The sequence below is a fragment of the Agromyces tropicus genome (assembly GCF_039531345.1).
In the GTDB taxonomy this organism is placed as follows: Bacteria; Actinomycetota; Actinomycetes; order Actinomycetales; family Microbacteriaceae; genus Agromyces; species Agromyces tropicus.
This window is the reverse complement of the sequence record NZ_BAAAPW010000004.1, coordinates 246,368-262,653: the sequence shown is the minus strand read 5'-3', so window position 1 is coordinate 262,653 and position 16,286 is coordinate 246,368. Positions and strand designations below refer to the sequence as shown.

The 16,286-nt window shown below is 74.5% G+C and carries 14 protein-coding genes and 1 tRNA gene; 7 read left to right on the top strand and 8 right to left on the bottom strand.

The features are described from left to right. The first annotated feature begins 55 nt into the window (after window positions 1–55). Window positions 56–1,084 (top strand): iron-siderophore ABC transporter substrate-binding protein, encoded by a 1,029-nt coding sequence (locus ABD230_RS13660; RefSeq protein WP_344375190.1) that lies wholly within the window; start codon window positions 56–58, stop codon window positions 1,082–1,084. A gap of 91 nt (window positions 1,085–1,175) precedes the next feature. On the opposite strand, the gene ABD230_RS13655 is transcribed toward ABD230_RS13660, so the two are convergent. The 8 genes from ABD230_RS13655 to ABD230_RS13620 all read right to left on the bottom strand — a co-directional run bounded on the left by ABD230_RS13655 (window position 1,176) and on the right by ABD230_RS13620 (window position 8,530). After that, window positions 1,176–1,562 (bottom strand): Fe-S oxidoreductase, encoded by a 387-nt coding sequence (locus ABD230_RS13655; RefSeq protein WP_344375188.1) that lies wholly within the window; start codon window positions 1,560–1,562, stop codon window positions 1,176–1,178. Between the two features lie 5 nt (window positions 1,563–1,567). Beyond that, entirely contained in the window at window positions 1,568–3,019 is a 1,452-nt protein-coding gene (locus tag ABD230_RS13650; RefSeq protein WP_344375186.1) for a dihydrolipoyl dehydrogenase family protein, read from the bottom strand. Between the two features lie 125 nt (window positions 3,020–3,144). Beyond that, entirely contained in the window at window positions 3,145–3,987 is an 843-nt protein-coding gene (locus ABD230_RS13645) for an arginase family protein (RefSeq protein WP_344375184.1), read from the bottom strand. Between the two features lie 79 nt (window positions 3,988–4,066). Next, entirely contained in the window at window positions 4,067–4,672 is a 606-nt protein-coding gene (locus ABD230_RS13640) for a J domain-containing protein (RefSeq protein ID WP_344375181.1), read from the bottom strand. Window positions 4,673–4,766: 94 nt separating this feature from the next. After that, a complete protein-coding gene (locus tag ABD230_RS13635; RefSeq protein WP_344375178.1) occupies window positions 4,767–5,504 on the bottom strand; it encodes a PspA/IM30 family protein in 738 nt (245 codons plus the stop codon). A 52-nt stretch (window positions 5,505–5,556) separates the two neighbouring features. Then, on the bottom strand, window positions 5,557–7,545 hold the full coding sequence (locus tag ABD230_RS13630) for a TPM domain-containing protein (RefSeq protein ID WP_344375175.1): 1,989 nt from the start codon (window positions 7,543–7,545) through the stop codon (window positions 5,557–5,559). Between the two features lie 229 nt (window positions 7,546–7,774). Continuing rightward, a tRNA-Arg gene (locus ABD230_RS13625) sits at window positions 7,775–7,847 on the bottom strand. A 56-nt stretch (window positions 7,848–7,903) separates the two neighbouring features. Then, entirely contained in the window at window positions 7,904–8,530 is a 627-nt protein-coding gene (locus tag ABD230_RS13620) for an iron ABC transporter ATP-binding protein (protein ID WP_344375170.1), read from the bottom strand. 38 nt (window positions 8,531–8,568) lie between these two features. On the opposite strand from ABD230_RS13620, the gene ABD230_RS13615 reads away from it, so the two are divergent. The 6 genes from ABD230_RS13615 (at window position 8,569) to thrB (ending at window position 16,050) form a co-directional block, all read left to right on the top strand. Next, a complete protein-coding gene (locus tag ABD230_RS13615; RefSeq protein WP_344375167.1) occupies window positions 8,569–10,242 on the top strand; it encodes an arginine--tRNA ligase in 1,674 nt (557 codons plus the stop codon). A 10-nt stretch (window positions 10,243–10,252) separates the two neighbouring features. Next, complete coding sequence (locus ABD230_RS13610) at window positions 10,253–11,056, top strand: LmeA family phospholipid-binding protein (RefSeq protein WP_344375164.1); 804 nt, start codon at window positions 10,253–10,255, stop codon at window positions 11,054–11,056. 218 nt (window positions 11,057–11,274) lie between these two features. Beyond that, entirely contained in the window at window positions 11,275–12,690 is a 1,416-nt protein-coding gene (lysA, locus tag ABD230_RS13605) for a diaminopimelate decarboxylase (RefSeq protein WP_344375162.1), read from the top strand. Beyond that, window positions 12,687–13,997 carry a homoserine dehydrogenase gene (locus ABD230_RS13600; RefSeq protein WP_344375161.1) on the top strand — a complete coding sequence of 437 codons (1,311 nt, stop codon included), beginning with the start codon at window positions 12,687–12,689 and terminating at the stop codon, window positions 13,995–13,997. Before lysA ends, ABD230_RS13600 begins: the two co-directional genes overlap by 4 nt. Continuing rightward, window positions 13,994–15,091, top strand: a complete 1,098-nt coding sequence (gene thrC, locus ABD230_RS13595) for a threonine synthase (RefSeq protein ID WP_344375158.1) — start codon at window positions 13,994–13,996, stop codon at window positions 15,089–15,091. The genes ABD230_RS13600 and thrC overlap by 4 nt, the downstream gene beginning before the upstream one ends. Next, complete coding sequence (thrB, locus tag ABD230_RS13590) at window positions 15,088–16,050, top strand: homoserine kinase (RefSeq protein ID WP_344375156.1); 963 nt, start codon at window positions 15,088–15,090, stop codon at window positions 16,048–16,050. Before thrC ends, thrB begins: the two co-directional genes overlap by 4 nt. Window positions 16,051–16,286: the final 236 nt, after the last annotated feature.

The following is a 16,286-nucleotide window of genomic DNA, read 5'->3' as shown; positions in this document are numbered from 1 at the left end:
GGGCCGCTGACTTAGGTTAGCCTTGCCTTACCAACTCTCGAACCAAGGAGCATCCGTGCGTCTTCGACGTTCCCTCATCGCCGTGGCCGGCGCCGCCGCCACCGCTCTCGTCCTGTCCGCCTGCTCGGCCGCCACCGCCGAGCCGACCGACGGCGGCCCGGACGCCGCGGCCGCCGACGGCTTCCCCGTCACGATCGAGCACGCCTTCGGCGAGACGGTCGTCGAGGACGAGCCGGCGCGCGTCGCGACCTGGGGCTGGGGCGCCACCGAGGCGGCCGTCTCGGTGGGCGTGTATCCCGTCGCCATCGCCGAGCAGGTGTGGACCGTCGGAGCGGGCGAATACCTGCCGTGGGTCGAGGACGCGTACGAGGAGGCGGGCGAGGAACTCCCCGCGCTCATCCCCGATCCCGAGGGCGGCGCCACCGTCCCCTACGAGGAGTTCATCGCCGCCGAACCCGACCTGATCCTCGCGCCCTACTCGGGCCTCACCGAGGAGCAGTACGACACGCTCTCCGAGATCGCGCCCGTCGTCGCCTACCCCGAGGCGCCGTGGACGACCGCGTGGGACGACGTGATCCGCATCACCGCGGAGACCCTCGGCCGCGCGGACGAGGGCGACGCGGTCCTGCAGCGGATCTCGGACGGACTCTCGGAGCAGGCCGCCGCGCACCCGGAGTTCGCGGACACCACGTTCGCCGGCATCTGGGACGGCGACGGCTTCGTGTACGTCTACACGCCGGCCGACGCCCGCATCGAGGTGCTCACCGACCTCGGCCTCGAGGTCGCCCCGAGCGTCGCCGAGCTCGACACGAGCGACGGCGGCTTCTACTACGAGCTCAGCTACGAGCAGCTCGACCGCCTCGACGCCGACGTGATCGTGAGCTACCACTCCTCGCAGGCGGACGCCGACGCCTTCCTCGAGAAGCCCGAGCTCCAGGCGATCCCCGCGGTCGCCGCCGGCCGGATCGCGCAGGTCGCCGACCCCGTCACCGTGTCGTCGGTCTCGCCGCCGACGGCGCTGAGCTTCGACTGGGAGGGCGGCATGCCCGCCCTGGTCGACGCGATCGCCGGCGCGCTGCGCTAGCCCGCCGGGCCGCCTCGCGAGCGACGGCACGGGTGCTCCGACGGAGCCCCGGCCCGTCGCGGTCGCGCCCGGCGGGCGCCCGGCGGACCGGTCAGGCGGCGCGGCGCGGCCGCCGGCGGGGCAGGTACCCGCCCGCCTCGAGGCCGGCCTCGACCTCGAAGCGGTTCGTCAGCGGGTCCCGGCCCGAGAGCCAGTAGAGCAGCGGGAAGAGCAGCCCGTAGGTGCGCCACTGCTCGCGGTGCACGACCTCGTGGCCGAGCACCGTGTCGGAGTCGTTGTCGGCGGTCAGGTAGCACCCGCCGACGCACGAGCCTCCGCGTCCGAAGGTCCACTTCGGCATGCCGCGGAAGACGAGCAGCCCGTGCCGGCGCTCGATGCGGCCGCGGCTCCACAGGAAGCCCCACGTGAACCCGACCGCGGTCGCGTACCAGTAGCCCGCGCGGCTGATCGGGGAGTCGGTGAGCCGGATCCGGACCATCCGGCTCACCCGCGGACCTCCGGACGGCCATCGGCCTCGAGCAGGCGCAACCAGATCTCGCTCAGCGTCGGGAAGGCCGGCACGGCGTGCCACAGCCGGGCCACGGGCACTTCGCCGACGATGGCGATCGTCGCCTGCTGCACCAGCTCGGCCACGCCCTGTCCGACGAACGTGGCGCCGACCACGACGTCGCGCTCCGCGTCGATCACGAGGCGCGCCCGGCCGCGGTAGTGGTCGGCGAGGATGCCGGCGCCGCTCACGCTCGAGAACGGCACCTCGGGCGTGCGCACCGCGAGGCCGCGATCCTCGGCCTCGGCGGTGGTGAGGCCGACGCTGCCGACCTCGGGGTCCGAGAACACGACGCTCGGCACCGCCGTGTGGTCGGCCGTCGCCGCGTGCACGCCGTACCGGGCCGTGTCGACCGGACGCCCCTGCGCGCGGGCGGCGATCACGTCGCCCGCGGCCCGCGCCTGGTACTTGCCCTGGTGGGTGAACTCGGCGCGACCCACGACGTCGCCCGCCGCGTAGAGCCACGGCGCGCCGTCGACGGGCGCGACAGCGGTCGCCGCGAGGCTGTCGTCCACCCGGATGGGTGCGCCGGGCTCGAGGCCCGCGGTCTCGAGGCCGATCCCGGCCGAGCGGGGGCGGCGCCCGGTGGCGACCAGCACCTCGTCGGCGATGAGCGTCGACCCGTCGTCGAGCTCGAGCACGACGGCGTCGGACGCGTCGCGTTCGACCCGGCATGCACTCGCCCCGAACCGGACGTCGACCCCGAGGTCGTCGAGGCCCTCGGCGACCGCCTCGCCGGCGAACGGCTCGAGGGCGCTCAGCAGCTCGTGCCGCACGAGCATCGTGACCTCCGAGCCGAGGGCGGCGTACGCCGTCGCCATCTCGACGGCCACCACACCGCCGCCGATGATCGCCAGTCGCCCGGGCACCTCGTGCGCGCTCGTCGCGTCGCGGCTCACCCACGGACGGGCATCGGCGAGCCCGGGGATGTCCGGGATGATGGGGTCCGAGCCGGTGCAGACGGCCACGGCGTGACGGGCGACGAGCTCCTCGTCGGGCCCGCCGTCGGGCGGCGTGACGACGACCCGGCGCTCGCCGACCAGGCGTCCGTGGCCGCGGACGAGCACGGCGCCGATGCCCGTCAGCCAGTGCACGCCGCCCGCGTCGCGCCAGTCGGAGGTCCAGTAGTCGCGACGGCGGAACGTCGCGTCGGCGTCGAGGGTGCCGGTGACGGCCTCGGCCGCCCCCGGTACGCGCTGCGCGTCGCGCAGTGCGGCGCCGCTGCGCAGCAGGGTCTTCGAGGGCACGCAGGCCCAGAACGTGCACTCGCCGCCGACCAGCTGGTGCTCCACGACCGCGACCTCGAGACCGCCGGCGCGAGCCCGGTCGGCCACGTTCTCGCCGACCGCCCCGGCGCCGAGCACGATCAGGTCGAACTCCCTGGCCATTCGGGCCCCCTTCCCGGCCGGGGTGCGTCCGGCCACCTCGCCAGCCTAGGGAGCGGACGTCGCCAGCGGAACGGTCGGCGCCCACCGATCCGGCCCGGGTCCGGGTGCCGGTGCGGTCCCGGCGATCAGCGTGCGCCGGAGGCGAGCGCGCCGATCAGGCGCAGGATCGTCGGGAGGTCGTCGATGGCGGCCTCGGGCGAGGCCGGTGCGAAGCCCGCGATCGACGCCCCCGCGAGCGGCAGACGGTCGACCACGGCGCGCACGACCGCGACGAGCTGGTCCGCGTCGGCGCCGAACGGCAGCGGGTAGGAGAGCCCGGCGATCGCGGACGGATCGAGCACGTCGAGGTCGACGTGGACGTACACGCGCGTCGCGCCCGTGTCGGCGACCGCCCGGGCGATGGCATCGGCGTCGGCGAACCGCTCGGTCCCGAGCACGACGATGCCGTGCTCGTCGATGAACGCCTGCTCGCCATCATCGACCGACCGCACGCCCCCGAGCACGAGCCGGGACGGCGCCACGCGCTCGTGCTCGACGAGGGCGAGTCCCTCCGCGCCCTCGCCGGCGATCGCGCGCAGGACCATGCCGTTGAACGCGCCCGACGGACTCGTCTCCGGGGTGTTCAGGTCCGGGTGCGCGTCGAGCCAGAGCACGGCCAGCGACCCGGGCTCGGCGGCCGCGGCCGTGGCGACCGCGGTGAGTGCGACGCCGCAGTCGCCGCCGATCGTGATCGGCGTGCGGTCGAGGCCGCCGAGCGCCTCGCGCAGGCGCTCGCCGACGCGGCGGATCGCACTGAACCGGTGCACGCCGGTGCCCAGGGCGTCGCCGGCCTCGACCGGCACGTCGACCAGCACGGTCGCGGCGGAGGGCAGGTCCCCGCTGATCGCTCTCGCGCCGTCGGCGTGGCTCATCGCACGCGCGGACACGGAGCCCTGCCATTCGGGGACGACGACGAAGGCGGCCGGCATGGTTCCCAGTATGCGCCCGCACGCATCCGCTCGGCGAGCCGGCGTCCGGGGTCGGCGGCGACGCGCGGTCGGGCGCGGCTCAGTCCTGGTCGGGGAAGCGGACCAGGCCCGCCTGCACCGCGAGGCCGACGCACGCGACCGCCATGACGCCGAGGCCGAGCAGGCCCGCGACCGTCGTCGACGCGATCACGGCGGCGCCGCTCACGGCGAGCAGCGCCAGCGTCGCCCACCACGCCCAGCGCCGCCGGGTCAGGCCCGTCGTGAGCGCCGCGGCGACGAGGAGCGCGAGGCGCCCCCACAGGTCGACGGGCATGAGGATCGGGCCCGTCGCCGTCGAGAGGAGGGCGCCGATGACGAGCAGGCCGGCCCAGGTCCCGAACACCCACGGACTGAACGGCTTCACCGGGCGCGGGCGCCGAGCCGCGCCCGCGGGCCGGTCGACGACGACCCGACCGTGGTCGCCGACCTCGGCCGGGGAGTCGGCGAGACGCCGGTAGGCGCGCGTGACCTCGATGAACCGCGCACTCGCGGCCCGCAGCTCGTCCTCGGTCGCGCCCGTGACGCGGTCGGGGTGCAGCTCGCGCGCGAGCCGCCGGTAGGCGCGGTCGACCTCCGCGGGCGGTGCGTCGGGCGGGACGCCGAGCACGCGGGCGGCCTCCTCGCGCGTCATCTCCGCGCCCGTCATGCCGCCTCCCTCCGACGGTCCCGCCCATCCGGGGTCTCCGGCCGATCGCCGGCGGATGCCGCGGGGCACGCGCCCCGCGGCATCCGCCCCCGGCTCACGACCCGGAGATCTGCCCCTGCGCACCGCCGGCCTTGAGCGCGGCGAGGCGCGCCTCGACCTCGGTCAGCTCGCCGAGGTCGTCGAGCTCGTTGAACTGCGCGTCGATGCTCGACGCGGCCAGCTCCGCCTGCCCGCGCGCCTTCGCCTCCTCGCGACGGACCTTGTCCTCGAACCGGCCGAGCTCGCTCGTCGGGTCGAGGATGTCGATCGACTTCACGGCCTCGTGCACCTGCTGCTGCGCCGCGGCCGTCTTGGACCGGGCGATGAGCTCGCTGCGCTTGTTCTTCAGCTCGACGAGCTTCTGCTTCATGCCGTTGAGACCGGCCTTGAGCTTCTCCACGACCTCGGTCTGCGCCGCGATCTGCGGCTCCGCAGCGCGGGCCTCGTTCTCGGACGAGATCTGGCGGCTGAGGGCGACCTTGGCGAGGTTGTCGAACTTGTCGGCGCCCGCGGTGTCGCCCGCGGTGCGGAGCTCGTCGGCCTTGCGGCTGGCGGCGAGGGCCTTGTCGCCCCACTCGCGCGCGGCCGCCACGTCCTCGCGGTGGTCGTCCTCGAGCAGCCGCAGGTTGCCGATCGTCTCGGCGATCGCGGCCTCGGCGTCGGCGATCGAGTTGGTGAAGTCGCGCACCATCTGGTCGAGCATGACCTCGGGGTCCTCGGCCTGGTCGATGAGCGCGTTGATGTTGGCTCGCAGCAGCTGCGAGATCCGCCCGAAGATGGACTGCTTGGTCATCGGTGGTGTCCTTCCGTTGGTGGTCGTCGGTCGATCGGTCGCGTGCGGCCCGTCAGAAGCGACCCCCGCTCCCGCGCCGCGAGCGCGTGGCCGAGCCGCCGAAGCTGCCGGGGGAGCGGCGGCCGCCCCCGAAGCCCCCGCTCGTGCGGCCGCCGAAACCGCCGCCGAGTCCCCCGAGTCCGCCGCGACTGCGGCCGCCGCCGAGCATGGAATCGATCAGGATGCCGCCGAGGACCGCCGGGAACACGTCGCCGCCGCCGCCGCGCGCGGGCGCGCCGTACCCGCCGCCGAAGCCGCCGACGTCGCGCTGCGCGAGGGACATCGCCTCGCCGGCGAGGCGGTCCGCGCGCTGAGCGGAGCCGAGGGCGGCGGCGGGATCGGTCGTCGCGAGCGACTGCGCCTCGACGACGAGGCGCCCCGCCTCCGCGAGCCGGGTCCGGGCCTCGGCGCCGATCGCGCCGCGCCGGGCCACGAGGTAGTCCTCGGCGGCCTGCACGCGCGATCGCGCCGACAGGAGCGAGCGGTCGAGCTCGGCGCGAGTGCGCTCCGCCTGCACCCGGGCGTCGCGGGCACCCTGGATGGCCGCGTCGATCTCGGCGTTGACGGCGTCGAGTCGCGCCTTCAGGTCGTGCGGCGACCGGCCGGGTGCGGCGAGGTCGGCGCGCAGGCGGCCGGCTTCGTCCGCGACGCGGTCCGCGAGCGCGGCGAGCGACGCGTCGGACATGCCGCGTGCCGTCCGGACGTCGGCCTCGAGGTCGTCGACGCCTGCGGCCACCGCGGCGTCGCCGCCCGCGAGGTCGTCGGCGATGCGGTCGACCGCCTCGGCCAGGAGCCGCGCCTGGTCGGCGGCCTCCTCCGCGGCGCGGATGTCGACGGCGGCCGCGGCGGTGTCGCCGCCCGCGATCGCGGCGCGCGCCTCTCCGAGCCCCTCGTCGGCGAACGCGATGCGCGCCCGCGCCTGCTCGGGGTTGTCGGCGACGCTCGCGAGCGGCGCGTCGGCGTAGTCGGACCGGAGTTCGCCGAGCCGCGCGGCTGCGCCGTCGATGCCGGACTCGGCACGCCGGACGGCCGCCTCGGCGCGCTCGAGCGCCTCCGCCGCGTGCTGCTCGAGGGCGCGCAGCTCGTCGAAGCGCTCGGCCTGCGCGTCGAGGAGGGACTCCGCCTCGGCGGTCAGCGACAGGATGCCGGCGTACCACTCGCGCTGCTGCGCGTCGGTGTCGGGCTCGTGGTCGTCGAGCCGCTGCTGCAGGCCGAACGCCTCGCGCACCTTGCCGTCGGCGGTCGCGAGCGCCGCGCGGAAGCCGGTCGTCGCATCCTCGCCGAACGAGGCGACCGCGAAGCCCAGCTCCTCCTCGCTGGTCTTCAGGGCGTCGTCGGCGGCGACGAGCGCCCCGCCCGCGCGGCGGCGCAGCTCCTCGAGCGACACGGCGGGCTCCGCCGAGCCGGCGACGGCGGATCGGCCGCGGCGCCGACCGGCCAGCACGATCGCCACGACGGCCACGACGACGACGCCCACGGCCAGCAGGATCCAGAGCCACCCGAGTCCGCCGCCCGGCGATCCCTCGCCGCCGCCGATCGCGTTCGCGGCGGCGATCGCAGCGCCCGCCCAGTCGCCGTCCCGAAGGTGCGGCTCGACGACCTGCACGGCGATGCGGTCGACGTCCGCCGCCGAGAGCGAGGCGTCGTCCGCCGCGGACAGGTAGTACGCGCGACCGTCGACCGCCACGGCGAGCAGGTAGTCCTCGCTGCCCATGTTGTTGTCGTTGGCGGTCTCGGTCGTCCACGAGCCCGCGTCGTCCGGGTCCTCGAACTCGCCCACGAACGCGACGAACAGCTGCCGTCCGGTGCGGTCGGCGCCCTCGTCGATCGCCGCCTCGACCTCGGCGACCTCCGTGGGCGTCAGCGCGCCGACGGTGTCGACCACGGGGCTCGCGCCGAAGTCCACGGGCGCCTCGGCGGACGCCGCCACCGGCGCGGCGAGCAGCGCCAGTCCTGCGAGGACGGCGACCGCGATCGAACCACCCCTGCGAACCGACCGCATGCGCCAGCGCCTTCCCTCCGAGCCGATGACTGGCCCTCCGGGCCGATGTCTGGAGTCTATTGGTGCGCCCGGCGACGGTGCACGCCTTCACGGCGCACGCTCAGACGGTCGCGCCCGGGCATGGAGGGGTCGCGCAACGGGGGCGGAGGCCGTCTCGCCCGCGCGCGGCGGCGGAGACGGAACGAGCCCGGACCCTCAGCTGGCTGAGTGGACCGGGCTCTTCACGACGTGCCCCCGGAGGGATTCGAACCCCCGACCTACGGTACCGGAAACCGGCGCTCTATCCCCTGAGCTACGGAGGCGCACAGCCAGACACACTACCACCTGCGGCAGGCCCCGAACGCACGCCCGGGCCCGCTCAGGACCCCGCGAGGTTGCCGACGATCACGGCGACGAGCCCCTGCGCATCGCCCGGCTCGAACAGCGCCGGGGACTCCACGACGATCCAGTAGCCGTCCGAGAAGACCTGCGCCTGGCCGACGTCGCCGGAGCGGCGGAAGAAGCCCTCGACGTCGGGCGGGGTGCCGTACGTCGGCACCGCCTTGGAGTGCAGGGCCGCGTCGCCGACCTGCAGCTCGTACGCGTGCTCCGGGAGGGTCGCGACGCCGATCTCGAGCAGGTCCCCGCTCGTCTGGTTCAGGTAGCCGCACGCGGTGCCCTCGGCGGCGGCGACGTCGCGGATCGTCGTGGCCGTCGGCTCGTACTCGGGCGCGGTGCCGAAGCTGGCGTTGTACGCGTAGAGCTGGTCGAGCGTGAGGATCTCGTCGCAGGCCGCCTCGAACGGGATCGGCTCCTCGGTCGGCTCGGGGGTCGGTGCGGCCGAGTCCGACGGACCGGGGCCGGCCGTGGCGGGGGCGTCCGTGCCGCCGGACGCGGCGGGCGGCTGGGCGCCGGTGCCCCCGCACGCCGAGAGCACGAGGGCCGTGGCGGTCGCGATCAGGGCGATCGACACGGTGCGGGGGCGGGGGGCGTTCGGGCGCGACATGCGGAAACGATAGCAACGCCTCCCGGTAGGATCTTCGAGTGACTCCCGCCGATCTCTCGCGTGCCCTGTACGACCTCGTCATCGCCCTCGTCGCGCGACGACGCGAGGCCGGCGCCGAGGTCACGCTGGAGCTCGCGCCCGAGTCGGTCACGCTCGAGCGCCCCAAGCTGCGCGAGCACGGCGACTGGGCCTCGTCGATCGCCCTCCGCATCGCCAAGCCCCTCGGGACCAACCCCCGTGAGCTCGCCGGGGAACTCGCCGCCGGCCTCGCCGACGTGGACGGCATCGCGAGCGCCGAGGTCGCCGGCCCGGGCTTCATCAACATCCGGCTGGATGCCGCGGCCGCCGGCGCCCTCGCGCAGGTGATCGTCGAGCAGGGCGACGCGTACGGCCGCGGCGACAGCCTCTCGGGCCGCGTCATCAACCTGGAGTTCGTGTCCGCGAACCCCACCGGGCCACTGCACATCGGGCACACGCGCTGGGCGGCGCTCGGCGACTCGATCGGCCGGGTGCTGCGCGCCGCCGGCGCCGAGGTGGCGAACGAGTACTACATCAACGACGCCGGCAACCAGATGGACAACTTCGGGGCGTCCGTGCTGGCTGCGGCCAAGGGCGAGCCGACGCCCGAGAACGGCTACCCGGGCCCCTACATCGCCGACCTCGCCGAGCGCGTGCTCGAGCGCGAGCCGCACCTGCTCGAGCTCGACGACGAGGTGGCGCTGCACACCGCGCGAGAGATCGCCTACGAGCTGCAGCTCGGCGAGATCCGTGCGTCCCTCGAGCGCTTCAACGTCCACTTCGACGTGTGGTCCAGTGAACGCGCGCTGCATGCGAAGGACGACGACGGGGTCTCGGCGATCGACGCCGCCGTCGAGCGGCTCCGCGCACAGGGCCACGTGTTCGACGAGGACGGCGCGGTCTGGGTGCGGACGACCGACTTCGGCGACGACAAGGACCGCGTCATCCGCCGCGCCAACGGCGTCTACACCTACTTCGCCGCGGATGCCGCGTACTACCTCGACAAGGGCGACCGCGGGTTCGAGCACAAGATCTACCTCCTCGGCGCCGACCACCACGGCTACGTGCACCGCCTGAAGGCGCTCGCGGGCGCCGCGGGCGACGACCCCGAGCGCGACATCGAGGTGCTCATCGGCCAGCTCGTGAGCATCAACGGCGCCAGGCTCTCCAAGCGCGCGGGCAACATCATCGAGCTCGACGACCTGCAGGCCTGGCTCGGCACCGACGCGCTCCGGTACACGCTGGCCCGCTACCCGGCCGACTCGCCCCTCGCGATCGACCCGGAGGTGCTCCAGCGCCGCGGCAACGACAACCCCGTGTTCTCCGTGCAGTACGTGCACGCCCGCACGACGCAGCTCGCGCGCAACGTGGCCGAGGCCGGCGTCGACCGCTCCGCGTTCGCGCCCGAGCTGCTCGAGCACGCGACCGAGTCGGCGCTGCTCGGGGCGCTCCAGGAGTTCCCGCGCATCGTCGCGCAGGCGGCGGAGCTGCGCGAGCCGCACCGCATCGCCCGGTACCTCGAGGAGCTCGCCGGCCTCTACCACCGCTGGTACGACAACTGCCGCGTGCTCCCGCTCGGCGACGAGCCGGTGACCGACCTGCACCGCACGCGCCTGTGGCTGAACGACGCGACCGGCCAGGTCATCCGCAACGGGCTCGGGCTGCTCGGCGTGTCGGCGCCGGAGCGCATGTAGCCTCGCCCGCATGACCTCGCCCGATGCCGAGACCGTGCCCGTCGATCCCGTGGGCCGCGGCGGCGAGCCGCCGCGCCGGCGCTCCGGCGTCCGGGTCGCGGTGGTCGTCATCGTCCTGCTCGTCGTGGTCGCCGCGCTGCTCGTGCTCGTCGAGACCGTCGGTCGGGCCATCGCGGAGCGGAACGTGGCCGCCTCGATCGAGCGGAGCCTCCCGGAGGGGGTCTCGGGCGAGGTCGACGTCGAGATCCACGGCGTCTCGGCGCTCTGGCAGGTCGTCACCGGGAGCATGGACGAGATGGTCGCCACGTCGTCGGGCCTCGACGTGTTCGGGGTGCCGGTCGACGTCCGGGTGACCGCGCACGGCGTGCCGCTGGGGGAGGGCGAACCGGTCGAGCGGGCCGAGGTCGTGGCGTCGGTCGACGGCGACGCCGTCGACGAGATCGCCGCGTCGCAGGGCATCCCCGGCGGACTGACGCTCGGCGACGGCACCGTCGCCTACGAGGACGAGATCCGCTTCCTCGGCATCCCGGTCGGCTTCTCGATCACCGCGGAGCCCGAGGCCGCGGGCGACCGCATCCTGCTCACGCCGGTGGCCGCGGACATCACCGCGGCGGGCGGCAGCCTCGACGCGTCGGGCCTCGTCGACGGCATCCTCGGCGGAGATCCGGTCCCGATCTGCGTCGCCGACCGGCTCCCCGAGGGCGTCGAGGTCTCGGGCGTGGCGGTCGAGCCCGACCGGGTCACGGTGCGCCTCGAGGCATCCGGACTGCCCCTCGCGGAGGAGACCCTCCAGACGACCGGCAGCTGCGGCTGACCCTCCGCGGCGCGGTCGACGTCGGCGTCCACGCGCGCCGGACGGGATCGCCGCGGGGCCGGGCCGCCGCACGGCGTCACCGATTCGGCCACCGGCATCCGCGTCGGTAGACTCGCCGTACGCCGCCCCACAAGGGCGTCGCACCGAGGCTTCAGGAACCGATCCGGGTTCGCTCGCCGTCCGAGTGATCCGTCGTTCCATCGTCCCGTGAGGTTCCCGTGTCATCCAGCGCATCCGTCCACGCGCTGCCGGTCGCGCCCGCGGATCCCAACGCCCTCGCCCCGTCGGTCTGGCCGCAGGGCGCGCACCGCGACGAGGCGGGACGGCTCGTGATCGGCGGCGTCGACGCCGAGACGCTGGCGCACCGGTTCAGCACCCCGCTCTACGTCGTCGACGAGCGGGTCGCGCGCGCCCGTGCGGTGCGGACCCGCCAGGCCTTCGAGCGCGCGACGGAGCGCATCGGCACGACCGCGAGCGTCTACTACGCGGGCAAGGCGTTCCTCTGCGCCGCCGTCGTCCGGTGGATGACGGAGGAGGGGCTCTCGATCGACGTCGCCACGGGCGGCGAGCTCGCCGTCGCGCTCGCCGCGGGTGCGGATCCCGCGCGCATCGGCTTCCACGGCAACAACAAGTCGCTCCGCGAGATCGAACGCGGCGTCGCGGCCGGCGTCGGCACCATCGTCATCGACAGCGAGATCGAGGTGCGCCGCGTCGCGGAGGCCGCCGCGCGCGCGCACCGCGTGCAGCGCGTGCGACTCCGGGTCAACTCGGGCGTGCACGCCTCGACCCACGAGTTCCTGGCCACCGCGCACGAGGACCAGAAGTTCGGCATCGCGCTCGGCGACGCCGCCCGCGTCGTCGCCGCCATCCGCTCGCATCCGTCGCTCGACTTCGTCGGCCTCCACTGCCACATCGGCTCCCAGATCTTCGACGCCGCGGGCTTCGCCGAGTCGGCCGAGCGGCTGCTGGCCGTGCACGCCGAGCTCGCCGCCGTCGCGCCCGTGCCCGAGCTCAACCTCGGCGGGGGCTTCGGCATCGCGTACACCGAAGCCGACCGGCCCGCGCCGATCGAGCGCATCGCGGACGGCATCGCGCGGGCGGTCGCCGTCGCGTGCGAGCGTCACGGCGTGCCCGTGCCGCGCCTCGCCTTCGAGCCCGGCCGCTCGATCATCGGGCCCGCCGGCGTGACACTCTACGAGGTGGGCACCGTGAAGCCCGTGCCCACCGACGACGGATGGCGCCACTACGTCTCCGTCGACGGCGGCATGAGCGACAACATCCGGACCGCGATGTACGGCGCCGACTACACGGTCCGGCTCGCGTCCCGGACCTCCCACGACCCGGCGGCGCTCGTGCGCGTCGTCGGCAAGCACTGCGAGTCGGGCGACATCGTGGTCGACCACGACTGGCTGCCGCACGACGTCGCGCCCGGCGACCTCGTCGCGGTCGCCGCCACCGGCGCGTACTGCTGGTCGCTCGCCTCCAACTACAACCACGTGCCGCGACCCCCGGTCGTGGCCGTCTCCGGCGGCACCGCGCGCGTCATCGTGCACGGCGAGCGCGAGGAGGACCTCCTCGCGCGCGACGCCGGCCTCACCGACCACGACGATGACGCACACGGAGTCACCGCATGATCGAATACCGTTCCATCCGCGTGGCGCTGCTCGGCGCCGGCTCGGTCGGCTCCCAGGTCGCCCGGCTGCTGCTCGAGCAGGGCGACGAGCTCGCCAACCGCATCGGCGCACGCCTCGAGCTGGTCGGCATCGCCGTGCGCGACGTCGACGCGCCGCGCGACGTCGACCTGCCGCGCGACCTGCTGACGACCGACGCCGAGTCGCTGATCGTGAGCGCCGACATCGTGATCGAGCTCATGGGCGGGCTGGAGCCGGCACGCACGCTCGTCCTGAAGGCGATCGCCTCCGGCGCCGACGTCGTCACGGGCAACAAGGCGCTGCTGGCGACGCACGGTCCCGAGCTCTTCGCCGCGGCGGAGCAGGTCGGCGCGCAGCTGTCGTACGAGGCGGCGGTCGGCGGCGCGATCCCGATCATCCGCCCGCTCCGCGACAGCCTCGCCGGCGACCGCATCGAGCGCATCCTCGGGATCGTCAACGGCACCACGAACTTCATCCTCGACCGGATGGACACGACCGGGGCCTCGCTCGAGGACGCGCTCGCCACCGCCACGGACCTCGGCTACGCCGAGGCCGACCCGACGGCCGACATCGGCGGCTACGACGCCGCGCAGAAGGCCGCGATCCTCGCGAGCCTCGCCTTCCACACCGCCGTGCCCATCGACGCGGTCCACCGGGAGGGCATCACGGGCGTGACCGCCGCGCAGGTGGAGTCGGCGCGCCGCGCCGGGTACGTCGTCAAGCTCCTCGCGATCTGCGAGCGGCTGGCCGACCCCGAGACGGGGGAGGAGGGCGTGTCGGCGCGCGTCTACCCGGCCATGGTGCACCGCAGCCATCCGCTCGCGGCCGTCCACGGCGCCAACAACGCGGTGTTCGTCGAGGCGGCCGCCGCTGGGCCGCTCATGTTCTACGGCGCCGGCGCCGGCGGCGTGCCGACGGCCTCGGCCGTGCTCGGCGACCTCGTCGCCATCGCCCGCCGCCACGTGCTCGGCGGCCCGGGCACGGCGGAGTCGACCCACGCCGAGCTGCCCGTGCTCGAGATCGGCCGTATCACCACGCGGTACGCGATCACGATCGAGGCGGCCGACCAGCCGGGCGTGCTGGCGACCATCGCCCACGTCTTCGCGGACCACGGCGTGTCCGTCGGCGAGCTGGAGCAGACCATCAACGACGGGACCGGCCGGGCTACGCTGGTGATCGGCACCCACGGGGCGCGTGAGTCCGCGCTCGCACAGACGGTCGCCGCACTCGCCGACAGCCCTGTCGTGACCTCCGTCGCATCCGTGATCCGAGTCGAAGGAGCAGAGTGAACCAGCAGGCTACGAAGGCGCCGTCCCGGCAGTGGCGCGGCGTCATCCGCGAGTACGCCGACCGCCTCGACGTGACGGATGCCACCCCGATCGTGACCCTCGGCGAGGGCGGCACGCCGCTGCTGCCCGCCCCCGCGCTCTCGCGGCGCACGGGCGCCGACGTCTGGGTGAAGTTCGAGGGCATGAACCCGACGGGCTCGTTCAAGGACCGCGGCATGACGATGGCGGTCACGAAGGCCGTCGAGCGGGGCGCCGAGGTCGTCATCTGCGCGTCGACCGGCAACACCTCGGCATCCGCCGCGGCCTATGCGACCCACGCCGGGATCAGGGCCGCCGTGCTCGTGCCCGAGGGCAAGATCGCCATGGGCAAGCTCAGCCAGGCGATCGCCCACGACGCGCACCTGATCCAGATCCAGGGCAACTTCGACGACTGCCTCGACATCGCCCGCGACCTGGCCGAGAACTACCCGGTGCACCTGGTCAACTCGGTCAACAACGACCGCATCGAGGGGCAGAAGACGGCCGCGTTCGAGGTCGTCGAGGTGCTCGGCGACGCGCCCGACCTGCACTTCATCCCGGTCGGCAACGCGGGCAACTACACCGCGTACACCCGCGGGTACCGCGAGGACATCGAGGCGGGCAACGCCACGCGGCTGCCGCGCATGTTCGGCTTCCAGGCCGCCGGCTCCGCGCCGCTCGTGCGCGGCGAGCCGGTGCGGCACCCGGAGACGATCGCGAGCGCCATCCGCATCGGCAACCCCGCATCGTGGCACCTCGCGCTCGAGGCGCGCGACCTCACCGACGGCTACTTCGGCGCCATCGAGGACGAGAAGATCCTGGAGGCCCAGCGCATCCTCTCCGCCGAGGTGGGCGTCTTCGTCGAGCCCGCATCCGCGATCAGCGTGGCGGGCCTGCTCGACCGCGCGGAGGCGGGGATGGTCCCGGCAGGCTCGCGCGTCGTGCTGACGGTGACCGGGCACGGGCTCAAGGACCCCCAGTGGGCGCTCCGCCTGCCCGACGGCTCCGAGGTCGCCCCGACCGTCGTGCCCGCCGACGTGGCGCACGTGGCCGAGGCCCTGGGGCTCGGCGCATGAGCGCGGCCTCGGCCGAGGCGACGCCGGCGCCGGAGGCGACTCTCGTGGGCCGCCGTGTGCACGTGAAGGTGCCGGCGACGTCGGCCAACCTCGGCCCCGGGTTCGACACGCTCGGGCTCGCACTCGCGCGCTACGACGAGCTGGACGTCGAGGTGATCGACGACGGGCTCGAGATCGAGGTGCACGGCGTCGGTGCGGGCGAGGTGCCGCTCGACGCGTCGCACCTCGTCGTCCGGGCCATGGCGCACGCGTTCTCGCGGTACGGCCGCGAGCTGCCGTCGATCCGCCTCGTCGCGCACAACGCGATCCCGCACGGGCGCGGCCTCGGCTCCTCCGGCGCGGCGATCGTCGCGGGCGTGATGGCCGCGAAGGGACTGCTCGAGCCCGAGCTCGACCTCTCCGCCGACGACCTGCTCGAGCTGGCCACCGAGCTCGAGGGGCACCCCGACAACGTCGCCCCGGCGCTCTTCGGGGGACTGACGATCGCGTGGATGACGCCCGACGGGCCGCGGCACAAGAAGCTCATGGTGCACCGCGGCGTGTCGCCGCTCGTGCTCGTGCCCGAGCACGAGATGTCGACCGCGCTCGCCCGCAGCCTCCAGCCCCAGTCGGTGCCCCACGAGGACGCCGTCTTCAACGTCTCGCGGTCGGCGCTGCTCGTCGCGGCGCTCATCCAGAGCCCCGAGCTCCTCCTCGCGGCGACGGAGGACAAGCTCCACCAGAGCTACCGCGCCGAGGCGATGCCCGAGACCGACCGGCTCATCCGGCTCCTCCGCGCGGCCGGGCACCCGGCCGTCGTGTCCGGCGCCGGACCGTCGATCCTGGTGCTCGCGAGCGACCCGAGCGAGCGCGCTGATGCGGTGCGGCTGGTCGAGGAGTCGGCGGACACCGCGTGGCAGGCGCTGCCGCTGGCCGTGGACTTCCTCGGTGCGACCGTGACCGCCGCCGACCGGGACTGACGCCGCCGGCACCTCCCGGAGACGCCGTCGACGCGGCGTGGCGCGTGGTCGGAGGCGTCACCGCCCGGTGCTAGACTGGAACCCGCACCCGGCAGGCGCTGCACCATCCGCGTCGTGGCCGTTCGGTGCGATTCCCGGCATCTCATGCTTTCGCCATCGCGCAGATCTGCGCCCCGTGCGCACGTCTGCGACGTGCCGCGACGAACTCTCCTCGGCCGACCCCCGATGCCCGGCCA

Coding starts and splice junctions, on each gene's coding strand:
- ABD230_RS13635 (WP_344375178.1), bottom strand. CDS start 5,504: ATGACCAAGCAGTCCATCTTCGGGCGGATCTCGCAGCTGCTGCGAGCC.
- ABD230_RS13645 (WP_344375184.1), bottom strand. CDS start 3,987: ATGCCGGCCGCCTTCGTCGTCGTCCCCGAATGGCAGGGCTCCGTGTCC.
- ABD230_RS13650 (WP_344375186.1), bottom strand. CDS start 3,019: ATGGCCAGGGAGTTCGACCTGATCGTGCTCGGCGCCGGGGCGGTCGGC.
- thrB (WP_344375156.1), top strand. CDS start 15,088: ATGAGCGCGGCCTCGGCCGAGGCGACGCCGGCGCCGGAGGCGACTCTC.
- ABD230_RS13610 (WP_344375164.1), top strand. CDS start 10,253: ATGACCTCGCCCGATGCCGAGACCGTGCCCGTCGATCCCGTGGGCCGC.
- ABD230_RS13655 (WP_344375188.1), bottom strand. CDS start 1,562: ATGGTCCGGATCCGGCTCACCGACTCCCCGATCAGCCGCGCGGGCTAC.
- ABD230_RS13600 (WP_344375161.1), top strand. CDS start 12,687: ATGATCGAATACCGTTCCATCCGCGTGGCGCTGCTCGGCGCCGGCTCG.
- ABD230_RS13620 (WP_344375170.1), bottom strand. CDS start 8,530: ATGTCGCGCCCGAACGCCCCCCGCCCCCGCACCGTGTCGATCGCCCTG.
- ABD230_RS13630 (WP_344375175.1), bottom strand. CDS start 7,545: ATGCGGTCGGTTCGCAGGGGTGGTTCGATCGCGGTCGCCGTCCTCGCA.
- ABD230_RS13640 (WP_344375181.1), bottom strand. CDS start 4,672: ATGACGGGCGCGGAGATGACGCGCGAGGAGGCCGCCCGCGTGCTCGGC.